Annotated in this window: 14 protein-coding genes; 7 read left to right on the top strand and 7 right to left on the bottom strand. The window is 68.8% G+C overall.

Translation table 11 applies throughout. The features are described 5' to 3' along the window. Positions 1 to 101 precede the first annotated feature (101 nt). Genes E0H92_RS23755 through melA form a run of 6 tightly spaced genes read left to right on the top strand, consistent with a single transcriptional unit; the run spans position 102 to position 6185 of the window. Positions 102 to 905 carry an endo alpha-1,4 polygalactosaminidase gene (locus tag E0H92_RS23755; protein WP_238173564.1) on the top strand — a complete coding sequence of 268 codons (804 nt, stop codon included), beginning with the start codon at positions 102 to 104 and terminating at the stop codon, positions 903 to 905. A 34-nt stretch (positions 906 to 939) separates the two neighbouring features. Continuing rightward, a complete protein-coding gene (locus tag E0H92_RS23750) occupies positions 940 to 2232 on the top strand; it encodes an ABC transporter substrate-binding protein (protein WP_131460110.1) in 1293 nt (430 codons plus the stop codon). Beyond that, positions 2232 to 3155, top strand: a complete 924-nt coding sequence (locus E0H92_RS23745; RefSeq protein ID WP_131460111.1) for a carbohydrate ABC transporter permease — start codon at positions 2232 to 2234, stop codon at positions 3153 to 3155. Before E0H92_RS23750 ends, E0H92_RS23745 begins: the two co-directional genes overlap by 1 nt. Continuing rightward, positions 3152 to 3964, top strand: coding sequence for a carbohydrate ABC transporter permease (locus E0H92_RS23740; RefSeq protein WP_131497756.1), 813 nt, complete (start codon positions 3152 to 3154; stop codon positions 3962 to 3964). Before E0H92_RS23745 ends, E0H92_RS23740 begins: the two co-directional genes overlap by 4 nt. Positions 3965 to 3969: 5 nt before the next feature. Next, positions 3970 to 4893 carry a carbohydrate kinase family protein gene (locus E0H92_RS23735; protein ID WP_131460113.1) on the top strand — a complete coding sequence of 308 codons (924 nt, stop codon included), beginning with the start codon at positions 3970 to 3972 and terminating at the stop codon, positions 4891 to 4893. Beyond that, positions 4890 to 6185, top strand: coding sequence for an alpha-glucosidase/alpha-galactosidase (gene melA / locus E0H92_RS23730; RefSeq protein WP_131460114.1), 1296 nt, complete (start codon positions 4890 to 4892; stop codon positions 6183 to 6185). The genes E0H92_RS23735 and melA overlap by 4 nt, the downstream gene beginning before the upstream one ends. Here the strand turns inward: melA and E0H92_RS23725 are convergent. From E0H92_RS23725 to E0H92_RS23715, 3 genes are all read right to left on the bottom strand, one after another. Further along, complete coding sequence (locus E0H92_RS23725; RefSeq protein ID WP_238173563.1) at positions 6149 to 7048, bottom strand: NAD(P)H-dependent flavin oxidoreductase; 900 nt, start codon at positions 7046 to 7048, stop codon at positions 6149 to 6151. The genes melA and E0H92_RS23725 overlap by 37 nt on opposite strands. A 151-nt stretch (positions 7049 to 7199) precedes the next feature. After that, positions 7200 to 10169: a preprotein translocase subunit SecA gene (gene secA / locus E0H92_RS23720; protein WP_131460116.1), complete on the bottom strand. Its 2970-nt coding sequence runs from the start codon at positions 10167 to 10169 to the stop codon at positions 7200 to 7202. Between the two features lie 198 nt (positions 10170 to 10367). Continuing rightward, positions 10368 to 11582, bottom strand: coding sequence for a winged helix-turn-helix domain-containing protein (locus E0H92_RS23715; RefSeq protein ID WP_131497755.1), 1215 nt, complete (start codon positions 11580 to 11582; stop codon positions 10368 to 10370). 214 nt (positions 11583 to 11796) lie between these two features. Between E0H92_RS23715 and E0H92_RS23710 the strand changes: the two genes are divergently transcribed. After that, on the top strand, positions 11797 to 12612 hold the full coding sequence (locus E0H92_RS23710) for a S1 family peptidase (RefSeq protein ID WP_131460118.1): 816 nt from the start codon (positions 11797 to 11799) through the stop codon (positions 12610 to 12612). 69 nt (positions 12613 to 12681) lie between these two features. On the opposite strand, the gene hpf is transcribed toward E0H92_RS23710, so the two are convergent. From hpf to mtrB, 4 genes are all read right to left on the bottom strand, one after another. Next, positions 12682 to 13308: a ribosome hibernation-promoting factor, HPF/YfiA family gene (gene hpf, locus E0H92_RS23705; RefSeq protein ID WP_198682368.1), complete on the bottom strand. Its 627-nt coding sequence runs from the start codon at positions 13306 to 13308 to the stop codon at positions 12682 to 12684. A gap of 216 nt (positions 13309 to 13524) precedes the next feature. Then, positions 13525 to 14214, bottom strand: a complete 690-nt coding sequence (locus E0H92_RS23700) for a ComF family protein (RefSeq protein ID WP_238173562.1) — start codon at positions 14212 to 14214, stop codon at positions 13525 to 13527. A gap of 78 nt (positions 14215 to 14292) precedes the next feature. Further along, a complete protein-coding gene (locus tag E0H92_RS23695) occupies positions 14293 to 16047 on the bottom strand; it encodes an LpqB family beta-propeller domain-containing protein (protein ID WP_131497754.1) in 1755 nt (584 codons plus the stop codon). After that, positions 16044 to 17798: an MtrAB system histidine kinase MtrB gene (gene mtrB / locus E0H92_RS23690; RefSeq protein WP_238152501.1), complete on the bottom strand. Its 1755-nt coding sequence runs from the start codon at positions 17796 to 17798 to the stop codon at positions 16044 to 16046. Before mtrB ends, E0H92_RS23695 begins: the two co-directional genes overlap by 4 nt. Between the last annotated feature and the right edge of the window lie 8 nt (positions 17799 to 17806).

The following is a 17806-nucleotide window of genomic DNA, read 5'->3' as shown; positions in this document are numbered from 1 at the left end:
CCCAGCCGGTACCAGGCCGACGGCCTGAAGTCCGGTTTCCCGGCGCCAGGGTGGTGAGAAGCCCGAGGCGGGGTCGCGTCCCCGGGACCGATGGAGCAATCGTGTCCAGACTCATCCGCCGCCTGCTGGTAGCAGCCGCGGCCACCGCCCTCGCAGTCACCGCCTCCACCCTCACCCGAAACCCCGCCGACGCGGCCGTCACGCTCCCGCCGGCGCACGCGAAGTTCGACTACCAGATCGGCGGCGCGTACACCCCGCCCGCCGGCGTCCAGGTCGTCACCCGCGACCGGACCGCCGCACCGGCGGCCGGGCTCTACAACATCTGCTACGTCAACGCCTTCCAGGTCCAGCCCGGCGAACAGGGCCAGTGGGCCTCCGATCTGCTGCTCCGCGATGCCACGGGCAACCTGGTGATCGACGAGGACTGGGGCGAACCGCTCCTCGACCTCCGGACGGCGGACAAGCGGACCCGGATCGCCGCCAAGGTCAACGGCTGGATCGACGGCTGCGCCGCGAAGGGCTACAAGGCGATCGAGCCCGACAACTACGACAGCTACACCCGCTCGAAGAACCTTCTCACCGCCGGCCAGGCGAAGGCGTACCTGACCTTGCTGGCCACCCACGCACACGGCAAGAGCCTCGCCATCGGCCAGAAGAACACGGTCGAGCTGGCCGGCGCCCGATCCACGGTCGGCCTCGACTTCGCGGTCGCCGAGGAATGCGGCCAGTACGACGAGTGCGGTGACTACGTCGATGCCTTCGGCAACAACGTGATCGTGATCGAGTACACCGACAACGGTCGGCGGAAAGCGTGTTCGCAGTACGGCGGCACGCTGTCGATCGTGCAGCGCGATGTGGACGTCTCTGTCCCGGGCGACTCCGGGTACGTCCGCAAGACCTGCTGAAACTCCTTTTCCTCCACCCCTTCTGGAGACCGTCATGTCTCAGCATGCTCGAAACCTGTCCCGTCGTGACGTCCTGCGCGCGGCCGCGGCCGTCGCGGCCGTCGGCACCTTGGGCGCCTGCGGGAAGCAAGAGGATCAGAGCGCCGACGGCGTCGTGACCCTCGACCTCTGGCACGGCCAGGTGGATCTCGGCAAGGCCGCGATCGACTCCCTGATCACCGCGTTCAACCAGTCGCACCCGAAGATCAAGGTGGTCGGCGGCGGTGGCGGCGTGACCGCGGACAGCATGCTGCAGAAGGTCACCGCGGGTCTGGCGGCGGGGTCCTACCCGGATATCGCGTACATCTTCGGGTCGGACCTCGCCAGCCTGACCAAGTCTCCGAAGGTCGCCGATCTGACCGGCAAACTGAAGATCGACGACTACTGGCCGGCCGCGAAGGACGCGGTCAGCGTGAAGGACAAGGTCCGCGCGGCTCCGGCGCTGCTCGACTCGCTCTGCGTGGTCTACAACAAGAAGCTGTTCGCGGCCGCCGGCGTCGCCCCGCCGAAGGCCGGCTGGACCTGGGACGATTTCGTTGCCACCGCCAAACAACTGACCAACCCGGCGAAGGGCGTCTTCGGCACCGGATGGCCGGGGGTCGGCGACGAGGACACGGTCTGGCGGATCTGGCCGATGATCTGGGACCTCGGCGGCGACGTGGTCAGCGGCGACGGCAAGAAGGTCGGCTTCGATGCGGTCGGCCAGAAAGCCCTCGAAACCCTGGACCGGCTGCGCACCGACAAGTCGCTGTACGTCGACCCGAAGCCGGGCAGCGAGCAGCTGTACCAGGTGTTCCTCGGCGGCCGGATGGGAATGGTTGCCACCGGCCCCTGGCAGCTCCCCGAACTGAAGGACAACGGCCTCGAGTACGGCGTCGCGCCACTGCCGTCGTACTCCGGGAAGCCGATCACGATCTCAGGACCGGACACCTGGACGGTCTTCGACAACGGCAAGGCCAAGGTGCAGGCGGCCACCGAGTTCGTCAGCTGGCTGGCCGAACCGGCGCAGGACCTGCAGTGGGACATCAAGGGCGGCAGCCTGCCGATCACCAAGGCCACCGCGGAAATGCCTGAGTGGAAGAAGCATTCCGCGGCGACGAACGGGCTCGACGTGTTCGTGACGGCCCTCGACACCGCGAAGGTGCGGCCGACGATCTCGACGTACCCGCAGATCTCGGAGCACATGGGTCAGGCGATCGCGGCCGTACTGCTCGGGAAGCAGAGTCCCGCGGATGCGTTGAAGCAGGCCGTCGACCAGTGCAACCAGGTGCTGGCGGTGCCGAACTGATGGCCAGCGTGGTCGGGACGTTCACCGTCGATCCACGATCCCGGGCTCCCAAGCGGCGGATGCGTGGGGAAGGTGCGACCGGCTGGGCGTTCGTCAGTCCGTCGGTGCTGATCATTCTGGGACTGAGCGTCGTACCGGTGCTGTGGTCGTTGCTGCTGTCGTTCCAGGTCAACGATCTGGTGTCGCCCAGCGAATGGGTCGGGCTGGCGAACTACAAGGCGCTGGTGAAGGACCCGGCATTCGGGTCCGCTGTCTCGCACACGCTGATCTACACCGCGCTGTACGTACCGTTGAGCGTGGTCGCCGGCTTGGGGATCGCGATCGCGCTGGACCGGAAGATCGCGTTGATCGGGCTGTACCGGACGTTGGTGTTCGTACCGTTCGTGGTGTCGGCGGCGGCGCAGGGCGTGCTGTTCTCGTTCGTGCTGGATCCGGAATTCGGTGTCGCGAACTCGCTGCTGCACAAGCTCGGGCTGCCGGCGCAGGGGTTCTTCAGCGATCCCGGTCAGGCGCTGTACCTGCTGGTCGCGATCTCTCTGTGGAGCGGCACCGGGTTCTGTGTGATCGTGTATCTCGCCGGCCTGCAAGGGGTTTCGAGTGAGCTGGTCGAGGCGGCGCGGATCGACGGCGCCGGTCGTTGGGGCGTACTGCGGCACGTGACGCTGCCCGCGCTGGCGCCGGTGACGGTCTTCCTGCTGCTGTTCCAGACCATCAATGCGTTGCAGGTGTTCGACCTGGTGTTCGTCACCACGAAGGGCGGGCCGCTCGGGTCGACGACGGTGATCGTGTACTTCATCTGGGAGAAGGCGTTCAAGACGTTCACGGCCGGCTACAGCGCGGCCGCGGCGTACACCTTGGCCGTCGCGTTGCTCGTGATCGGCGCCGCTCTGCAGATCTACCGGAGGCGGGTGGCTGCCCGATGAAGCGCATCAGCGGTTGGCATTTCGTCCTCGCCCCGCTGGCGGTGCTGTTCGCGTTGCCGCTGGTCTGGCTGCTGGTCAGCTCGGTGATGAGCAACGCGGAAATCAACCGTTTTCCGCCGGCGTTGTGGCCGCACGGGATCAAGCTCGACGGCTACCGGTACGTGCTCGGAAACGCGTTGTTTCCGCGCTGGTTCCTGAATTCCCTCATCGTTTCCGCGGTGGCCGTGACGGCGAACCTGGTGCTCGGGTCGCTCGGCGGGTACGCGTTCGCGCGGATCCGGTTCGCCGGGTCGAAGCTGGTCCTCGGGCTGATGCTGGCGACGATGGTGATCCCGTTCCAGCTGACGATGATCCCGACCTTCCTGGTGATGAAGCAGCTCGGCCTGATCGACACGCTCGGCGCGCTGATCGTGCCGTCGCTGGTCACACCGCTGTCCGTGTTCCTGTTCCGGCAGTTCTTCGTCTCGCTGCCCCGCGAACTCGAGGAGGCCGCCTGGATCGACGGCTGCGGGCGGCTCCGGATCCTGGTGTCGATCGTGCTGCCGCTCGCGCGGCCGGCGTTGAGCACCGTCGCCGTACTGACGTTCCTCGCGACCTGGAACGACCTGACCTGGCCGTTGATCGCGATCAACAGCGACTCCACCTACACCCTCCAGTTGGGACTCACCACGTTCCAGGGACAGCACCACACCCAGTGGTCGGCCGTGATGGCCGGCAACGTCATCACCGTGCTGCCCGTCCTGCTGGGGTTCCTCCTGGCCCAGAAGGCGTTCATCCGCTCGCTGGCCTCCACCGGACTCAAAGGCTGACCAGAATGTTCGATCTTCTCGTGATCGGCGACGCGAACCCCGACGTGGTCGTCGGGCCCGTCGACCAGCCGATCCTCTTCGGCCAACGGGAACGGCTCGTTCCCAGTGGCTCGCTCGTGCTCGGTGGCTCGGCGTCGATCATGGCGTGCGGCGCGGCCCGGCTCGGGCTGACCGTCGCCTTCGCGGGCCGGGTCGGCGACGATCCGGCGGGCGACTTCGTCCGTACGTCGCTCGCGGACCGGGGCGTCAACGTCGACGCGTTGGTGACCGACCCAGACCTGCCGACACCGCTGACCACGATCCTCACCTCAGGGGACGACCGCGCGATCCTGACCTCCCCCGGATGTCTACCCAGCACCACAGCGGAGGACGTGCCGCCCAGCCTCATCAGGTCGGTGCGACATGTGCACGCTGCCTCGTTCTACTTGATGCCAGAGCTCGCCGCGGGACTCGCGGGGATCTTCAAGGAGGCCAAGGCCGCGAAGGCGACCACGTCGCTGGACCCGAACGACGATCCGGCCGGGAAATGGGACCGGACCGTCCTCGATCCGGTCCTGCGGGTCACGGACTACTTCCTGCCCAACGCGGCCGAGGCCCTGGCGCTCACCGGACACCACTCGGTCGAAGACGCCGCCGGCATCCTCGCCCGCCGCGGCCCCCTCGTCGTGGTCAAGAACGGCATCGACGGAGCCATCGCCCACAACGGCTCCAGAGTCATCACGACGCCGGCGTTGAAGGTGGACACGGTCGACGCCGTCGGCGCCGGCGACAGCTTCGACGCCGGCTGGGTGGCCGCCGTACTGAACGGCTCCCGCCCGGACCGCGCCCTCGCGATTGCCGCGGCGTGCGGCTCGCTCTCGACCCGCGCAGCAGGCGGCACAGCAGCACAACCCGACTGGGACCTAGCAGTGGAAAGCGTGACGTCATGACCAGGATTGCGTTCATCGGCGCGGGCAGTGTGGTGTTCACGCAGGGGCTGCTCGCCGACCTGTTCGCGCTCGAGCTCGGGCCGTTGCAGATCGCTCTGCACGACATCGACCCCGAGCGGCTCGAGACAGCGGCGGCCGCGGCGGCGTACATCGCTCAGGAGCGTGGCGCCGTACCGCAGATCAGCACGCATCTCGAGCGGCGCGCGGCGCTGGACGGCGCCGACTTCGTCATCAACATCGTGCAGGTGGGGATGAACGCGGCGACGCACGCCGACTTCGAGATCCCCGCCCGGTACGGGATCCGGCAGACGATCGGCGACACCCTCGGCGTCGGCGGCGTCTTCCGCGCGCTGCGGACGTTCCCGGTCCTGCGGGGGCTCGCGCAGGACATCGCCGACGTCTGCCCGGACGCGTGGCTGCTCAACTACACCAACCCGATGGTGATGAACGTCTGGTACCTCAAGGCGCTCGGGGTACGGAACGTCGTCGGGCTCTGCCACTCGGTGTACTGGACGATGCAAGGGCTGTCCGAGCTGGTCGGCGTACCGTACGACGACGTCACGTACCTGGCCGCCGGGGTGAACCACCAGTCTTGGGTACTGCGGTTCGAGCGCGGCTCCGAGAACCTGTACGACCGGTTGGACGAGGCGATCGCGGCGGATCCGGAACTGCTGCGACGCGTCCGGGTCGACATGTACCGGCGGCTCGGGTTCTACCCGACCGAGACGAGCGAGCACTCCGCGGAGTACGTGCCGTGGTACCTCGGCCACGCCCGTGAGGTCGAGCGGCTCCGGCTGCCGATCGGGGCGTACCTCGACATCGTCGCGGAGAATCTCGCGTCGTACGAGCACACCCGCAACGCCCTCAAGACCGGCGATCCCGTCGAGGTCGAGCCCACGATGGAGTACGCGCCGCAGATCATCCACAGCATCGTCACCGGCACATCCCGGACGGTCTACGGCAACGTCCCGAACACCGGCCTGATCCCCAACCTGCAGTCCGGTGCGGTCGTCGAGGTCCCTTGTCTGGTGGACGCGTCCGGTGTCCGGCCGACCGCGGTCGGTGCCCTCCCGGCACAGTGCGCGGCCCTCAACCGCGCCTACCTCGGCGTCGCCGAACTCGCCGTACAGGCAGCGATCGAGGAGGATCCGCGGGCGATCCGGCAGGCCGTCATGGTCGACCCGGCGACCGCGGCCGCGCTACCCGTCGAGCAGATCTGGGAGCTGTGCAACGACCTGGTGCTTGCTCACCGCAACTACTTGGACCCGTCGTTGAGGGCGGCGCTCAGGTAGTCGCGGTACGTCGCGAAACCGGCGAGGACCTCGGCCGCGGTCGGCTGTCCGGTCAGTGCGCCGACGCCCTGGCCCGCGTAGATGGACGCGCGGGCCGGGTCGGCGGCCCCTTCGACCCACAGGTCGTGGGCCGAGTCCTTGGTCTTCAGCTCCTCCTCGTGTCCTTCCCACGTGTCGAAGAAGGCGTTGCGGAGCGCGCGGCCGCCGAACTCGTCCGGCCAGCCGGCGCGCGAGGCGGCGTCGAACACGGTGCCGTAGACGGTCTCGGTCTCGTCCGCCTCGATGATGCGCTGCCTCGCGGGTTCCTTCGTCTGCGCCTCGACGCAGGTCAGGAACGCCGTACCGATCCAGCCGCCGACCGCGCCGGCGGCCATCACGGCAGCCAGGCCACGGGCACCGGAGATCCCGCCGGCCGCGAGCACGGGCAGGTCGGTCACGTCGAGGATCGCCTGCAGCAGCGGCAATGTCGCCACCGCGTTGCGCCCGTGCCCGCCGGCTTCGGCGCCCCGGGCAACGATCAGGTCCACGCCCGCGTCCACCGCGTCCCGCGCATCCGCGACCGTGCCGGCCTGGGTCGCGACGACGATCCCGGCCTCCTGCAGCGTTCCGACGTACGGCGCGTAATCCCCGAAGCTCAACGACACGAGCGCGGGCCGCAACTCCAGCACCGCTTCCAGATGCTCGGGATGGTCCTTCACCGACCACGCCATCAACCCGATCCCGTACGGCGTCCCGCCCGCCGCCGCGATCGCGCCCTCGGTGCGGATCCAGTCCGCTGTGACGGCTGAGCCGGCCCCCAGCATCCCCAGTCCACCGGCCGCGGAGATCGCCGCGGTCAACTGCCCGCCGCTCACATTCGCCATCGGCGCCCCAACCACCGGAACCGTCACTCCGAACCGCTCACTCAGCCACATACACCCCAGAGCACCACACACCAGCCCTCCGCCGCCATGGCCGCCACCACACAAACAACAGCCGGCCCGCACAAGGCGGGCCGGCTGTTGGAGGCGTTGCTCAGAACTTGTAGACGTCCGACTGAGGGTCGCCGTGGCAGCGCTTGTACTTCTTGCCGGAGCCACAGGGGCAGGCGGCGTTACGCGGCGTACCGGCGTACTGCAGGGTGCCTTCCTCGACGGCGTCCTGGTGCATCGCGACCTCGTCGTCACCGTCGATCGTCGGCGCCGAGTAGGTCAACCGCTGCGGACGGGGCTCGTTGGTGAGGCCCTTCGCCCGCAGGCGCGGCGTGTCCCGCGGCCGCGGCGTGTCCTGCGGCCGCTCCTCGTCACCGTCGACGAGCTCCGCGGCGGCCGGGCCCGAGGCGAGGATGTCCTGGATCCGGCGGCCCTGGAGGTTGTCCTCGTCCGCGAGCGCCGCCTCGTTCGCGAGCTCCATCTCGGCGCGCATCGCCTCGATGTCCACCTCGACGTTGAAGATGAAGCCGACCGACTCCTCCTTGATCGACTCCATCATCGAGGCGAACATGTCGTAACCCTCGCGCTGGTACTCGACCAGCGGGTCGCGCTGCGCCATCGCCCGCAGGCCGATGCCCTCGCGCAGGTAGTCCATCTCGTACAGGTGCTCGCGCCACTTGCGGTCCAGGACGCTCAGTACGACGCGACGCTCCAGCTCGCGCATCGCCTCCTCGCCGAGCAGCTCCTCACGGCGCTCGTACGCCGCGGTCGCGTCCTCGAGGAAGCGCTCGACCAGGAAGTCCTGGGTCAGACCGGCCTTCTCGCCGCCGGCCTCCTCGATCAGCTCCTCCTCGGTGAGCTCCGACTGGTACAGCGTCTTCATCGCGGTGAACAGCGCATCCAGGTCCCAGTCCTCGGCGAACCCGTCCGCGGTCGCGCCCTGCACGTACCCGGTGACGGTCTCCTCGAGCATGTCGCTGACCTGGTCGCGCAGGTCGGCGCCCTCGAGCACGCGGCGGCGCTCGTCGTACACGACGTGCCGCTGCCGGTTCATCACGTCGTCGTACTTGAGGATGTTCTTCCGGGTCTCGAAGTTCTGCGCCTCGACCTGGCCCTGCGCCGACGCGATCGCCTTCGTGACGACCTTGTTCTCCAGCGGCTGGCTGTCGTCGTTGTTCCGCGACATCGCCCAGTCGACCATCTCGCGCTTGAACAGCCGCATCAGGTCGTCCTCCAGCGACAGGTAGAACCGTGACTTGCCCGGGTCGCCCTGACGGCCGGCGCGACCGCGGAGCTGGTTGTCGATCCGCCGCGACTCGTGCCGCTCGGTGCCGAGGACGTAGAGGCCGCCGAGCTCGCGGACCTCCTCCTGCTCCTCCTTCACCTGCTTCTCGAACTGCTCGAGCATCTCCGGGTACTCGGCCTCGTACTGCTCGATGTCCTCGGCCGGGTCGATGCCGCGAGCGCGCAGCTCCTTGTCGGCGAGGAACTCCGGGTTCCCGCCGAGGATGATGTCGGTACCACGGCCGGCCATGTTGGTGGCCACCGTGACCGCGCCCTTACGGCCGGCCTCGGCGACGATTGCCGCCTCGCGCGCGTGCTGCTTCGCGTTCAGCACCTCGTGCTTGATGTTCTCCTTGAGCAGCTGCCGGGACAGCCGCTCGGACTTCTCCACCGACGTGGTGCCGACCAGGATCGGCTGCCCGGTCGAGTGCGCGTCGACGATGTCCTTGACCACCGCGTCGAACTTGGCGTCCTCGGTGCGGAAGATCAGGTCCCGCTCCTCGACCCGGATCATCGGCTTGTTGGTCGGGATCGGCACCACGCCGAGCTTGTAGACCTTGGAGAACTCGTTCGCCTCGGTCATCGCCGTACCGGTCATGCCGGCCAGCTTGGAGTAGAGGCGGAAGTAGTTCTGCAGCGTGATCGTCGCGAGGGTCTGGTACTCCTCCTTGATCTCGACGCCTTCCTTGGCCTCGATCGCCTGGTGCAGGCCCTCGTTGTAGCGGCGGCCGTGCAGCGTCCGGCCGGTGTGCTCGTCGACGATCAGGACCTCGCCGTCGTCGACCACCACGTAGTCCTTGTCCCGGTGGAACAGGTCCTTGGCCTTCAGCGCGTTGTTCAGGTAGCTGATCAGCGGGGTGTTGGCCGACTCGTACAGGTTGTCGATACCGAGCCGGTCCTCGACCTTCTCGATCCCGCGCTCGAGGATCGCGACGGTCCGCTTCTTCTCGTCCACGTCGTAGTCGGCGACCCGGCGCTTGGTCTCGTCGATCTCGAGGTCGGTGACCCGCGGGTTCTTCCGCTTCAGCTCCGCCTCGTCGGCCAGCGTCCAGGCCTTCAGCGTGTTCGCGATCCGGGCCATCTCGACGTACCAGCGCTGGCTGTCCTCGGCCGGGCCGGAGATGATCAGCGGGGTCCGGGCCTCGTCGACCAGGATCGAGTCCACCTCGTCCACGATCGCGTAGTTGTGCTCGCGCTGGACGCAGTCCTCGATGCTGCCCGCCATGTTGTCGCGCAGGTAGTCGAAGCCGAACTCGTTGTTGGTGCCGTACGTGATGTCCTTGGCGTAGGCGATCCGGCGCTCGGCCGGGGTCATCTCGGGCAGGATCACGCCGTAGTCGAGGCCGAGGAAGTGGTACACCCGGCCCATCCACTCGGCCTGGTACTTGGCCAGGTAGTCGTTCACCGTGACCACGTGCACGCCCTTGCCGGACAGCGCGTTCAGGTACGTCGGGAGGGTGCCGACCAGGGTCTTGCCCTCACCGGTCTTCATCTCCGCGATGTTGCCCAGGTGCAGCGCGGCCCCACCCATGATCTGGACGTCGTAGTGCCGCTGGTGCAGCGTCCGCTTGGCGGCCTCCCGGACCACCGCGAAGGCCTCCGGGAGCAGCGCGTCGAGGGATTCCCCGTTCTCGTGCCGCTCCTTGAACTCCGCGGTCTGCGCGCGCAGCTCCTCGTCGGACATGTTGACGAAGTCGTCCTCGATGGAGTTGACCATCTTCGCGATGCCCTGCAGCTGGCGCAGGATCTTGCCCTCGCCGATCCGCAGGACCTTGTCGACAACCTTCATGGTGGGGAGTTCACTCCTTGCTGCTGAAGCCTGGGTTGCGGCCGAACGCCGACAGGGCACGGCCGACCCACCGGGAAGGCGTGCGTCCCCCATCGTACGGGGCCGGGTGTGCCAAGCCACGCCCGCAGCGTGCCCCCGAGGGTGTCAGGGCCCTACTCGACCCACGTCCGAGCGGCCTCGAAAGTTCCCAGCTGGTCCTCAGGAACCGCGCAGAGCGTCACTGAGCGCTGGCGACAGGTCACCGCCGCCGGCCACCCGGACCTGGTCCAGCCCGAGCCATCCGGCCAGCTGGACGAGCTCCGCGGCCAGCTCCTCGGCGGTCTCCACCGGCGCCTTCGGCTCCGCGTGCGCCGCCTGGACGAGCAGCACCCCGCCGGGCCGGTCCGCCTTGAGGTCGACCCGGGCGACCAGCCGGTCTCCGAGCAGGAAGGGCAGCACGTAGTACCCGTGGACGCGTTTCTCGGCCGGCACGTAGATCTCGATCCGGTACCGGAAGTCGAAGAGGACTTCGGTCCGGGTGCGCTCGTACACCAGTGAGTCGAACGGGCTGACCAGGGCCCGCGCGTTCACCCGCCGCGGCTGCCGCGCATCGCGGTGCAGGTACGCCGGGCGCTTCCAGCCGTCGATCCGGACCGGGACCAGCTCACCCTCCTCGACCAGCTCGGCGATCGCCTGTTGCGTCGGTGCGGGCGCCGTCCGGAAGTAGTCACGCAGGCACTGCGCGGTAGCCACCCCGTGGGCCCGGGCCGCGATCGACACCAGCCCGCGGTGCGCCTCGTCGAGTGTCGGGGTCGGCGTCTCCACGACCGCGCGGGGCAGCACCCGCTCGGGTACGTCGTACAGCCGCTCGAACTGCTGGTTGCGGCGGGCGACCGTGATCTCGCCCGCGAAGAACAGGAACTCGAGGGCGCGCTTCACGTCGGACCAGTTCCAGCCCCAGTTGTCGCGGGCCCGCTCGACGTCGTCGTCGATCTCGCGGGCGGTCAGCGGACCGTGGTTCCGGACGTCGGCGAGCACCTGCTTGATCAGGTCCGGCCGCTCCTTCGCGATCGATCGCGGGCCGCCCCACGCCTCGGTCGTCGCCCGGGCCATCCGCCAGCGCATCAGCGGGTGCGTCTCGACCGGGATCAGCGACGCCTCGTGCGCCCAGTACTCCACCAGGCGGCGCGGAGCCTTCCCGGCCGCCCGGTCCAGCAGGTCGCGCGGGTAGGGGCCGAGCCGGGAGTAGAGCGGCAGGTACTGCGTCCTGCTCAGCACGTTGACCGAGTCGATCTGGATCAGCCCGATGCGGCCCAGCACCCGGCTGAGGGCCCGCATGTCGGCGACGCCCTTGGGGCGCGGGTCCGTGAAGCCCTGCGCCGCGAGCGCCACCCGGCGCGCCTGAGCCGTCGAGAGCTGCAACTGCGTCGTCATGCCGCAGATTCTGCCGGAGGCCACCGACAGTCCCGCCCCGTCTTTGAGAACCCACCAACCATTTCCGCGGCCCGAAAACGGTTGGTGGGTTCTCAAAGACATGCGGACATAACTCTGGTGTTACCCAAAGTGGGAGGTGCGCTACGGATGGTGTTCGAGGGAACCTGCGAGGAGGCCGTCCGCCCGTGCGGCCCCTATCACCCTGGAGTGAGGCATGACAGGAAAGAAGCATGCGGTCCGCGCTGCCCTCGCGGCCGGCGTACTCGCCGCGGCGTCCCTCGGTGCGGTGGCCGTCGCAGGCTCCGCATCGGCCGCGCAGTCGCCCGACGGACCCAAGACCCGCATCGTCGGCGGCACCATCGCCCACACCGCCGACACCCCGTGGGCCATTCAGCTGTCGAACAGCGGCTCGCCGTCCCCGAACCTCGAGTGGTGCGGCTCGACGCTGGTGAAGGCGAACAAGATCGTCACCGCGGCGCACTGCGCGCAGGAGGCCGCATCGACGTACACCGCCATTCAGGGCCGTGACGACCTGAGCGACAAGTCCGTCGGCAAGGAATCGAAGATCAGCAGCATCTGGGTGGACCCGGAGTACGGTAAGTCGCCCGGTCACGACGTGGCCGTGATGACGCTGGCGACGCCGTTCGAGGGTGTCGACACGCTGGCGCTGGAGACCGACAAGGCGGCCGACGCGGCCGGCGCGGCCTCGATCGTGTACGGCTGGGGCGAGACCGAAGGTACCGGCCCCGCGGACACGTTCCAGAAGGTCGACGTACCGGTGCTGGGCGACGCGTACTGCGAGAAGGCGTACGCGAGTGAGGGCTACACCGCCGACGGCGAGATCTGCGCCGGCTACGAGGAAGGCGGCAAGGACTCCTGCCAGGGCGACTCCGGTGGCCCGCTGGTCCTGAACGGCCGCCTGTTCGGCGTCGTCTCGTGGGGCATCGGCTGCGCGGACGCCGGCAACCCGGGCGTGTACGCCGAGGTCGCGACGTACGCCGCCGAACTGCAGCAGCAGATCGACAGCTGACCTGAACACCACAGCGAAGGGGCCCGGGCGGATCGCCCGGGCCCCTTCGTCCGTGCACCTCCTGAGGTCCTAGACGGCCAGCCGGATGACGCCGTAGTCGTAGCCGCGGCGCCGGTAGACGACACTGGGCTGGTTCTCGTCGGCATCGACGAACAGGTAGAAGTCGTGCCCGACCAGTTCGAGCTCGTAGAGCGCCTGGTCCAGGGTCATCGGCTTGGCGGTGTGGGTCTTCTCGCGCATCACCAGCGGTCCGTCGCCGGTGACCAGGAGAGATCCGTACTTGTGCGTCGCCACCTCGTCCTCGGCGACTGGTTCCTCCACTACAGGTGCGTTGCCGTTGAGCGGCTGCTTCGCGTTCACGTGCCGCAGGCCTTCCGGCGCACGCTCACCACGGTGCACACGGCGGCGGTCGGCCGCCTTGCGGACCTGGGACCGGAGCCGGTCCAGGCAGACGTCGAACGCTGCCTGCTTGGTCTCCCCGCACGCCTCTGCGCGGACCACCGGACCCTTGGTGTACATGGTGAGCTCGACACGCATCGCCCGATCGTGCTGTCGCGGGTTCTTCTCCTGGCTGACTTCCACCTCGCACCGCAGTACCCGGTGATCGACCTTCTCGATCCGCTCGAGTTTTTCCTCGACGTACTGCCGGAAGCGGTCACTGACCTCGCAGTGATGACCCTTGACAACGACGTCCACGGAAACCTCCATCGATCGGCGACTTCTTTTACGTGTTCGGACCCCCGTACTCGTGGTGACGGTGCCCGAAACGAGAACACCCGCTGTCGAACCCGTCGGACCCGGTGGCGAGGAATCCGGCTGATCCGGTCCTCCACCACTCCACTGCCCGACAAGCCCTAGCGGGTGTCATAAGCCAACGCTAGTCGGCTTCGGCGAAAACCGGTAGGGAAGTTCTCATGAACCAGACGTCCGGTGTCGCGAGGTCGCCGCGAGCAGCGCACAGCCGAGGACCTGGATTCCCCGGGATTCCAAGGCGCGGCAGGCCTCGCTGAGCGTGGATCCGGTGGTGATCACGTCGTCGACCAGCAGGACCGGTTGATCGATCAGCGTTTCAGCCCAGCGCGAACGCAGCCCGAACGCCCCGTCCAGGTTCGCGGTACGGCGTTCCGCGGACAACCCGGCCTGGTCGTCGGGACGTCCCACGACCCGCAGCGCGGCGGCCGTCCGGGCGTCGATTCCCTGTCTGCGCAGGGATCTGACGGCTGCCTTCGTCATCCGCCCGAGCGGGTCGTGCCCGCGCCGGCGGACCGTTGCCCGCGGCGACGGCACCGGGCAGATCCACGCCGCCTGCCGCTGCTCCAGGGCCGCCCGTACGACGTTCGCCAGCAGCTCACCGAGTGGCCTGGCAAGGGCGTACCGCGCGTGCTCCTTGTGCGCGAGGATCAGGTTCCGGAGCTCCCCGGCGTACGGCGCGGCGGCGGTCGGGGGCGCGAGACCGGGTGGACGCGGGTCAGGCCATGTACGGAACGGAGTCAGTTCGGTCAGTAGCCGACGGCAACCACCACAGAGAGTGACGCCGGGTCGCGTGCAGCCCGCGCACCGCCCGCCGAGCACCAGGTCCACGCACCCGTCCCACCCGCGCACCACCTCACGGTCCACGATCCGCGGCGGCCCCCGCAACCCCGGCCGCCCGAGCCTGTGGACAACCGGGTCAGCCGGGGATCAGCCGGGGTAGGTGGGGATGATGGTGGCCTCGCTGTTGTCGGAGTCCATGGAGACCCAGCCAAGGTCCTTGCTGAGCCAGTGGATGCGGCCGGCGTCGTCCTGGATCACCGGCAGCGTGTCCTTGTGCGTGTTCGACGCGACGTGTTCGGGGACGAAGCCCGGCGCCGAACCCGGCAGCAACTGCAGGCTGGAGCCGTCCGTGCTGACCAGCCAGGCCTGGGGCGCCGCGTTGCCGGACCCGATCACGATGATGTTCTGCTTGTCCCAGGCCGCGTCCGTGATGTTGGTCAGCTGCAGCCTCAGCTGCCGGAACTCCCGCAGCATCAGTTGCTTGCCGCCGTCCGTGGTCTGAACCGTCGCGGTCTGGACATAGTTCTGCCGGGTGGCCGCGCTGTGCATCACCAGCAGCGCCCGGACACCGTCCGGCGCCATCCTCAGAGCGACCGGAGTGTCTTTCCCGAAGTCGGTCGCGACCGAGACCAGACGCCCGTCGTCACGGCGGACGCGCAGCCGCGGGTGGTCGCTGTCGGCCCTGTCCAGGAACCACAGGTTGTCCTGGCCGTCGAAGCTCGGCGTCAAGGTCTTCCCTTCGACCTGGATCGGGGTCACCTTGCCGGCGTTGTCGGCCGGCTCCAGCTTCCCGTAGACGACCTTGTGACCGTCAGCGGTGACGATCGCCCCGGCGTCGCCCGCCAGCGTGACCGCGAAGGCCCGTGCCTTGTAGAGCGCCAACGGGCCTGAGTTCAGCGGCTCGGCGGAGATGTTCGAGGACCCGTCCAGTCCGACGATCCGCTGCGGTTTCTCCGCCAGCAGCCCGTACAGCTTGGTCATCGCACCGACCGACGCCTGCGGGTCGTACGCGCTGAAGTTGGTGAACGGCAGCACCTCCGGCTCGTCCGGCAGCAGCGGCGCGCCGCCGACGGTGATCTTGGCCCGGAGATTGAGCTGGTTGAGCGTCCAGACGATCTGCGCCGCCAGCAGCCGCCGGTCCTGGTCGCGGAGCGATCCGGCGGTGTCGTTCAGCGCCACGGTGGCCACGCCGAGGTCCACCGGGACCGACACCTGCACCTCGGTGCCGGGCGGTGCGATGGAGACGACGCCGTTGCCCAGCCGCGTGGTCGGGCCCTTCAGCAGCTCCTGGATGAGCTGCGTCGCGGCCTGGCCGGACGGGAGGTTCTGCGGCAGCCAGACCTGGTCCGGCACCAGCAGGTTCCTGGGCTGGTTGAAGAAGTACAGGTCCCGGGGGGCGAGTTTCAGGTCGACCTGGTTGCTGCCCAGGTACGCGCCCGGGGGCGCCTTGGCGACCCGGAGCTGCCCGTCGACCTTCTTCAGCTGGAAGAAGAAGTCGGCCTTCTCGTTCGACGCGGCCGGGGTCCACTCACCGCGCGCACCGATCGTGGCGATCTTCTTGGCGGTCAGCTGGATCCCGCCCTCCTTCCGGGTCAGTGACTCGGGGTTCTGGTCGTACACCACGGTCTGCGACTCCGGCTTCCATTGCCCCGCGGCCTCCGGGGTCATGTACTGCCGCGCCACGTCGTACGCCTGGGAGTCCGACATCGCCTCCAGGAAGCCGCTGACGATGGACATGTCGTCGACGTTCGCCCGCGGTGGCTTCGCCTCGACGCCGACGCCGCCCAGGTCCGGTGCGAGGCCCTGGCGCTCGCCGTTGCGGACGGTGCCCTTGGTCGGCACGGTCGCGCAGCCGCCGAGCAGCGCCACGGCCAGCAGTACTCCGAGCAGCCGGCGTCTCACAGCTCCTCACCGCCGCTCAGCTTCTGGTACGGCGCACCGACGTCGACGAGCTCGGTGACGACCCGGGTCGCGTCGGCCGGGCGCGGTGGCAGCGGCGAGCCGGTGAGCGCCACGTCCGGGCGGCGCGGCAGGGTCAGGCGGAAGTACGCGCCGTCGCCGGGCGAACCCCACGCGTCCAGGCGGCCGCCGTGCAGCCGGGCGTCCTCGAGCGCGATCGACAGGCCGAGACCGGTGCCACCCGTGGTCCGGGCCCGGGCCGGATCGGCCCGCCAGAACCGGCTGAACACCATCTCCGCCTCCTCGGACCGGAACCCGACCCCGTGGTCGCGGACGGCCACCGCGGCGGCATCGTCGTCGTACGCCGTGCTGATCTTGATCGGCAGGCCTTCGCTGTGCTCGATCGCGTTGCCGATCAGGTTGCGCAGGATCCGCTCGATCCGGCGGGAGTCGACCTTGGCCCGGCACGGCCTCGGCATGTCCAGCTCGACCGGGCAGCCCTTGCGGTCCAGCAGGGTCTCGTGGTTCTCGAGGACCCGGTTGACGATGTCGCGCAGGTCGACGTCCTCCAGGTCGAGGGCGGCCGCTCCGGCGTCGAACCGGCTGATCTCCAGCAGGTCGGCGAGCAGCTCCTCGAACCGGTTGAGCTCGTTCTGCAGCAGCTCCACCGAGCGGCGGCTGATCGGGTCGAACTGGTCACGGCTCTCGTGCAGCAGGTCGGCGGCCATCCGGACCGTGGTCAGCGGCGTCCGCAGCTCGTGGGACACGTCCGACACGAACCGGCGCTGCAGCCGGGAGAGCTCCTCCAGCCGGCGGATCTGCCGCTGCAGGTTGGAGGCCATCTTGTTGAACGACACCGCCAGCCGCGCCAGGTCGTCGGTGCCGCGGACCTGCATCCGCTCCTCGAGCTTGCCGGCCGCCAGCCGCTCAGCGATGCGCCGGGCCATCCGCACCGGCGTCACGACCTGCCGGGTGACCAGCCAGGCCACAGCACCCAGCAGAACGATCAGCAACAGACCCGCGGTCACCAGAGCCCGCTGTACGACGTCCAGGGTCTCCTGCTGCGCCGTGAGCGGGAACAGGAAGTAGATCGCGTACTTGTCGCCGGTCGAGTCGATCCGGATCTGCGAACCGATCACCAGCCCCGGGACGCTCGGGCTCTCCCGGTAGTTGATCAGCGTGTACGTGTCCCACAGCTTGGAGCCGTCACTCACCACGGAGGAGGCCAGCGGCTGCGGGATCGAGTTGCTGTCGACCAGTCCGGTGTAGCGGATCGCGTTGGACGCCGCCTGGTCGGTCGGCACCAGCAGGACGTCGTACAGGCCCGGGCGGTTGGAGCCCAGGACCAGCTTGGACAGCTCCTGGTTGACGGTGTTGCGGTTGGCGGCGTCGATCCGCACGGTCAGCTGCTGGAGCTGCGCGCGGACCTCTGCCTGGGCGCTGTCGCGGCGGGACTCCAGGACACCGTCGGTGACCTGGCTCATCATCACCCAGCCGACCAGGATCAGGACCAGCGTCGACATCAGCAGGGTGCCGGTGACGATCCGCGCCTGGATGGACCGCCGCCAGATGTCCGGCCAGTGCTTGGGGTGGGTCCGCCAGAGTGGCTGCGGCTGGGCAGACCAGTCCACCGCGGCGACGGTCACCAGTTCCGTCCCGCGGGACTCGGCCACCTCCTGCTCGGGCGGTGCCGTCGGCTGCCCACCCTGATGGTCGGCGATCTGTCCGGTGTGTACCTCGGTGCCGGGGTCCACACCGGAGT

The sequence above is a fragment of the Kribbella speibonae genome (assembly GCF_004331375.1).
GTDB lineage: Bacteria > Actinomycetota > Actinomycetes > Propionibacteriales > Kribbellaceae > Kribbella > Kribbella sindirgiensis.
The sequence above is the reverse complement of the archived record's forward strand: the minus strand, read 5'-3'. Positions and strand labels throughout refer to the sequence as shown.

Excerpts from the sequence above, each read along its gene's own strand:
- E0H92_RS23750 (WP_131460110.1), top strand. The coding sequence starts at position 940 with ATGTCTCAGCATGCTCGAAACCTGTCCCGTCGTGACGTCCTGCGCGCG.
- E0H92_RS23745 (WP_131460111.1), top strand. The coding sequence starts at position 2,232 with ATGGCCAGCGTGGTCGGGACGTTCACCGTCGATCCACGATCCCGGGCT.
- E0H92_RS23740 (WP_131497756.1), top strand. The coding sequence starts at position 3,152 with ATGAAGCGCATCAGCGGTTGGCATTTCGTCCTCGCCCCGCTGGCGGTG.
- E0H92_RS23735 (WP_131460113.1), top strand. The coding sequence starts at position 3,970 with ATGTTCGATCTTCTCGTGATCGGCGACGCGAACCCCGACGTGGTCGTC.
- melA (WP_131460114.1), top strand. The coding sequence starts at position 4,890 with ATGACCAGGATTGCGTTCATCGGCGCGGGCAGTGTGGTGTTCACGCAG.
- E0H92_RS23725 (WP_238173563.1), bottom strand. The coding sequence starts at position 7,048 with ATGGCGAATGTGAGCGGCGGGCAGTTGACCGCGGCGATCTCCGCGGCC.
- secA (WP_131460116.1), bottom strand. The coding sequence starts at position 10,169 with ATGAAGGTTGTCGACAAGGTCCTGCGGATCGGCGAGGGCAAGATCCTG.
- E0H92_RS23715 (WP_131497755.1), bottom strand. The coding sequence starts at position 11,582 with ATGACGACGCAGTTGCAGCTCTCGACGGCTCAGGCGCGCCGGGTGGCG.
- E0H92_RS23710 (WP_131460118.1), top strand. The coding sequence starts at position 11,797 with ATGACAGGAAAGAAGCATGCGGTCCGCGCTGCCCTCGCGGCCGGCGTA.